Genomic DNA, 5808 nt, shown 5'->3' on the forward strand with positions numbered 1-5808 from the left:
CCAGTCCGGCTATCAGCCAGAAATCGGATGCCATGTAGGTGATACCTCCTGCTCTCAAACGGGACGGTGAGATTCTACACAGGCTCCCCGACCCCGTTTCGCTCAAGGGACAGGTTCCAGTAGGAGACGTCATGCAGGGCGAACCGGTCCCAGGCGGCCTGGGGCAGGAGGCCGAAGCGGCTGAATCCGAACCGGTGCAGCAGGGCCTTGGAAGCCGAATTGTCATCGAAGATGATCGCCACTGCCAGACGCATACCCACCTGCTGGGCACGCTCCAGCAGGAAATGGACCATCAGGGCGCCCAAGCCCTGTCCACGACTGTCACGATTCACGTAATAGCTGAGCTCGCAGGTCTCCTGGTAGCCGGGCCGGTCGTAGTAGGCCGACAGGGAACCGAAGGCCAGCACCTTGCCCTCCTGTTCCAGGACCAGGACCGGATGGCCCTGGTCAGGATCGTGGTCCAGCCACCATTGCAGGCGCTGGTCCAGGCTGACCGGAGCCGTATCCGCCGTGGAACCGCCATCCATGACCGCCTGGTTGTAGATGGCGGTGACCGCCTCCAGGTCCCCGCGACGACAGAGCCGGATGCGCGGGGTGGCGCTCACTTGTTGCCGCCCTCCTGGTCGGAGGCCTCCTTGAGGGCTTCACGCAGACGGTTCTGAGCCTCACCGTAGGCGCTGAAGTCACCCTTCTTCAGGGCTGCATCCGCGTCGCTCATGGCCTGGTTGGCCTTGTCCAAGGCCTGTTTCAGGGCCTGCCCTTCTGTGGCCGATGTCCCACCAGACCCAACGGTCTTGTCAGGGGCCTTGTCGGATTGCTCGCTCTGGTCAGCATCGGAATTGGTACGTCCGGTGTTGTCGGCATCGCCTGCCGATGCGCCCGAGTTGCCCTGGAAGGTCTTGTCAAGGGCCGCATCCAGCGTGGCCGAGGAGGAGACCTTGTCTCCGAAGGCCACCAGGACCCGCTTGAGCAAGGGGAAGCTGGTGGCGCCGCTGGACTGCACATAAACAGGCTGGATGTAAATCAGTCCGCCACCTATGGGCAGGGTCAGCAGGTTGCCACGTTTGACCTTGGTGGATCCGGACTGCAACAGGTTGAGCTCGGTGGAGACAGCGGCATCCGAGTTGAAGTTGTTCTGGGCCTGCCCAGGGCCGGGCACATTGGAATTCTTGGGCAGCTCCATCAGCCGGATGGTCCCGTAGTCCGGGCCTATCACACCCTTGGTTGACCCGGCATCGGAATCCACGGACAGGAACCCGGTCAGAATCTCCCTGGTGGAGGTGCCGGCGGGAATGAAGGTGGAGGTCAGCGAGAAGGCGGGCTTGTCGGTCCCCGGGGTCTGCAGGGTCAGATAGTAGGGAGGCTGCTTGATCCCGGCCTTCTGTTCCTTGCTGGTCCCGGTCGGATCCACGGGGGTCTGCCAGAAGTCCTCGCCGGAGAAGAACTGGCTGGCCGAGTTGACGTGGTACTGGGACAGGAGCTGGCGCTGCACCTTGAACAGGCTCTCCGGGTAGCGCATGTGGCTCATCAGGTCGCCCGAGATGGACGAGAGCGGCTTGAACTGGCCGGGGAAGACCTTCTGCCAGGCCTTGAGCACAGGATCCTTGGCATCCCAGGCATACAGATCCACCGAGCCGTCGTAGGCATCGACCGTAGCCTTGACTGAGTTGCGGATGTAGTTGGCCTTCTGGGAACCCAGGCCCTTGACGGCCTCTGAGCTCAGGGTGGTCGTGTCCTGGGTGATTGGACCCAGGTCGACCTTCTGCGAGTAGGGGTAGGCGTCAGATGTGGTATAGCCGTCGACGATCCACTTGACCCTGCCGTCCACCACAGCCGGATAGACGCGCCCGTCCAGGGTCAGATAGGGGGCGATCTGGGCCACGCGCTCCTTGGGCGAGCGGTTGTAAAGGATCTGGGAATCGGGCGTGACGCGGTCCGAGAAGAGGATCTGGTCGGATCCAAAGCGAATGGCGTAGAGGACCCGGGCCAGGAAGTTACCCACCGAGGGGCCGCCGTTGCCCTTGAAGGTGTTGGTGGCTCCCTTGGAGCCAGTGGGATAGTCGAACTCCCAGCCCGATGAGCCCTGGGGCGCGCCGACGATGGAGTACTCGGGCGCGTTGGGCGAGAAGTATATTCGCGGCTCGTAGTGCTGGCTGTCGGTCAGCTTGCCCTTGGTGGGGATGTCCTGCTCGAAGAATTCGGGCTGCCCGTCCGGGGTGACCTTGTTGCCGTAGGCGGCCACGATGCCGTATCCGTGGGTGAAGACCGTGTGGTCATTGACCCAGTTGCGGTTGTCGTTGCCCTCCAGGTCCAACTCGCGAGCGCCGATGACCGTATCCTGGCTGACTCCGTCGATGTCGTACTTGTCGACGGCCAGGGTGTCCTCGAAGGTGTAGTACTGCTTGGACTGCTGCAGCTGCCGGAAGGTGGGCGAGACCACCTGGGGATCCAACAGACGAATCTGTGCTGTGGTCTCCGCATCCCGGGAAAGGGCGCCCGACTGGACCTCGGTGGTGGCGTCGTAGGCCTCAGTCTTGAGCTTGTCCAACCCATAGGCCGTGGTGGTGGCAGTGATGTTGCGCTGAATGTAGGCGGACTCCATCTCCTGTGCGTTGGGGTTGACCCGGAATCGCTGGACCAGTGCCGGCCAGAAAACGGTCAACAGCAGGGACAGAACGATAGTAACGGCTACAGCCAGAGCGGGAATCCTCCACTGCTTGACGGCCGAACCCAGGGATCCTGCATGGACACGACCGGGTTCCAGGGTGGGCGACCTCAGAATCCAGACGGCCAGGATTATGCCCAGCAGGGCTATGATCACGGCCATGATCAGAGTCACTGGGATGGCCGCTTTGACCGAGGTGTAGGAGGCGCCGGTGATCCGATCACCCTCCTCGGTCAGCCTGCCGAAGACGCCCAGGGCGGTGTCACCCGCCCAGACCAGCATGAACAGGACCAGCCAGAGGGCCACCTGGCGGCGGGCGGGACGGGTCATCTCCAGAATGCCGCGTCCATGCACGGGCATGGTCAAGCGAATGCCGCCCATGAGGAAGTTGGTGACCAGGCTGAATATCGTGGCCGCCAGCAGCATCATCAGCAGGGAGGAGACCAGCAGCTGCAGGCCGGGCAGGATGAAGACATAGAAGCCGTTGTCCAGGCCAAACTGGGGGTCGCGCACCCCGAAGGACTGGGCGTTGAAGAGCAGGAGTACCTGCTTCCAGTCGGCGTTGAACTGGAAGCCGAAGAAGACGCCGACGACCAGGGAGACCACCACGGCCACCTTGAGCGCTGTGCGTGAAGAAACTCCCTTGCCCACCTCGATCAGATCGCCCCTGACTCTGATGGTAGACCCGTCAGGCGAATCAGGGCGGCTGTGGATGGCCAGGATGGCCGAGAGCAGGGTCACCGCAGCCAACAGCAGTGCATAGGCCAGCCACAGACCCACCTTGATGCCCAGCTGGGTCCAGACGATCTGTGCCGCTCCCAGCTGGGAGAACCACATGACATCGGTGATGAAGCGACTGAGCGCGAACAGGAGCAGGAAGACGACCAGGACGACGGCCACAACCACGGCCAGGATCCTCGAGCCCCGGGAAGGCCCTTGATTGCCCTTCTTACGGGAAGTCAGCCGGGGGTCACCTGGTCCGGGGAAGCGGAAACGGGGTGTACCGCTGCCCCCCTGGTCAGAACCCTCCCCATCGGTTTGCACGTGCAGGATGACCGGGTCGTCTTCATTGCGACGCCGACCTGGTCCGCCTGGACCGCCCTCAGGGTCGAACATGGAGCCGAAGAAATCAAAGAATGACATGTACCTAGCCTACATGAGACGCCGGTCTTGAATGGCTTGCCTGTAGACCTCCTCCACTTGATCGACCACGGTGGTCACATCGTAGCGGTCCAAGAGCGCAAGCTGGTCATGGCGCACCTTCCGCCTCCAGGAAGGGTCCCCCAGAGCCTGGGCAACTCGCCGGGCCAGCAGTTCCGGGGTGTTGGGCGAGTCGACGGGCATCAGAGCCCGCTCATCACCCATCAGTGTGGATCGGTAGCCGGGATTGTCCCCGGCCAGCACAGGAGCCGTGCCCGAGGCGATGGCCTCCAGCAGGACGATGCCGAAAGACTCGCCCCCGGTAGAGGGAAAGACTGTCAGGTCGGATGAGGCCAGCAGGGCGGGCTTGTCCTTCTCGTCCACAAAGCCGGGGAAGGCCACCGGGGTGCGCAGGGTGGCGGCCTTTCGACGGCAGTCCTCCAGCAGCGGACCCTTGCCGGCCATGGTCACATGCAGGCCTTCGGGCAGGATGCCGGACCGCTCCCCCGCCTGAAGGGCCGAAAGCAGGATCCCTGCCCCCTTGCGGGCCACGAACCTTCCCAGAAAAACCAGATGCGGCCCCTGGCCGTGCAGGCGTGCCACCTCCTGGTCGCCAGCGGCCTGTCGGGCCCGACGCAGGGCAACCACGTCCACGGGATTAGCCACCACCCTGCTGGTCACACCGGCAGTCTGCCGGGCGTAACTAGCCGCCACAGGCGAGACCGCGATGACCCTGTCGATGCGTCTATGGGTCCTGCGGTTGATCATCCCCAGAAGCCGACCGCTCAGCAGCTGCAGGTTTCCCGTGGGGGCGATGTGGTAGGTGGCCACCAGGGCCGTTGCCGGGTTCGCGGCCCGGATGACCCGACCGGCCAGGAAGGGGCTGTAAGGGGCTTGGACGTGCAGGAGATCGAAGTGTCCGGCCTCCAGGACCCGGCGGATGGGCGCCTTGGGTGCAGGCAGAGGTATGCGCATCCTGTTGCCGTTGAAGGAGACCATGACGTTGCGGGACAAGGAGTGAACCCCATCAACGGGGGGATGGGCGGTCTGACCGACCAGGTACTGGACCCTATGGCCCCGCCTGCCCAGCTCACGTCCCAGGGTCAGAATGTGCTGCTGGACCCCGTCAAACACATCCAGGGTGTCATCGAAGACGAACCCAATGCTGAGCGTCACTGAGCGTCCTGGCCTGCTTCAGGTTCGGTCCCTGCGGCCAGCTGGCGACCCTTGAGGGCCAAGGCCACCAGGTGCCGGTCGGCTGCCTCGCGCGCCTGCTGCTCGTCGTTGCCCGAATCCAGATTGTCCACATAGATGGTCTCCACCTGCGCGACCTCGCAGTACTTGAGGAAGGTCTGCCTGCGCAGCTGGTTGTCCAGGGCCTCTCCGATGCCGCTGGACTGGTACCATTCCTTTTCCCCGCCGGTTAGCATGACCAGCTCCACCCGGCGCCCGGCCAGGGCCCCGGGGGTTCCGTCAGCGTGGTAGGCGAAGCCCCGGCAGATGACCCGGTCGATGAAGCCCTTCATGATGGCCGGCATGCTGTACCAGTAGACAGGGAAGACCAGGGCCAGCACGTCCGCATCCTTGATGCGCTCCTGCATGGCCTGGGCATCCTCGGGCATAGGTCCCTGGCCCAGGTAGTGGGTCCTGTCCTCCATGCCGAAGACGGGATTGAACCCCTCGGCGCAAAGGTCGATCAACTCGGTGCGAGCCCCGCCCTCGGCCGCCCCGTCCAGCAGGGCATTGCCCGCCGCATCGGTCAGGCTCTTGGGTTCGGGGTTGGCCGTGACTGCCACGATCTTCATGGGGATTCGCTCCTTACATTCCATTTCGCGCCTGCACCGACTGCGTGCAGACCTTTGTCATTGTCAGTCCTGGCAAGGACGGCAACACTGGTTTGGCAAATGCTTGACACTGCTCCTGGGCCCATCTATGTTATTGGGTGGTCGGTAGGTGAAGCTACCGCATGGACAAGGCATGCTGCCGCAAAGTGGTGGAGACAC

General features: G+C 63.6%; 4 protein-coding genes. All 4 read right to left on the reverse strand.

The genetic code is table 11. The features are described from left to right. Positions 1–74 precede the first annotated feature (74 nt). The 4 genes from AC0AP0_RS08060 to AC0AP0_RS08075 are packed head-to-tail and all read right to left on the reverse strand — an operon-like array spanning position 75 to position 5610. Positions 75–605: a GNAT family N-acetyltransferase gene (locus AC0AP0_RS08060; protein ID WP_490430089.1), complete on the reverse strand. Its 531-nt coding sequence runs from the start codon at positions 603–605 to the stop codon at positions 75–77. Continuing rightward, complete coding sequence (locus AC0AP0_RS08065) at positions 602–3808, reverse strand: UPF0182 family membrane protein (protein ID WP_490430090.1); 3207 nt, start codon at positions 3806–3808, stop codon at positions 602–604. The genes AC0AP0_RS08060 and AC0AP0_RS08065 overlap by 4 nt, the downstream gene beginning before the upstream one ends. A 9-nt stretch (positions 3809–3817) precedes the next feature. Further along, positions 3818–4981 carry a glycosyltransferase family 4 protein gene (locus AC0AP0_RS08070; RefSeq protein WP_490430091.1) on the reverse strand — a complete coding sequence of 388 codons (1164 nt, stop codon included), beginning with the start codon at positions 4979–4981 and terminating at the stop codon, positions 3818–3820. Further along, positions 4978–5610 (reverse strand): NAD(P)H-dependent oxidoreductase, encoded by a 633-nt coding sequence (locus tag AC0AP0_RS08075; RefSeq protein WP_490430092.1) that lies wholly within the window; start codon positions 5608–5610, stop codon positions 4978–4980. Before AC0AP0_RS08075 ends, AC0AP0_RS08070 begins: the two co-directional genes overlap by 4 nt. Between the last annotated feature and the right edge of the window lie 198 nt (positions 5611–5808).

It is taken from the genome of Bifidobacterium sp. POST2/T3 (B1) (genome assembly GCF_058197115.1).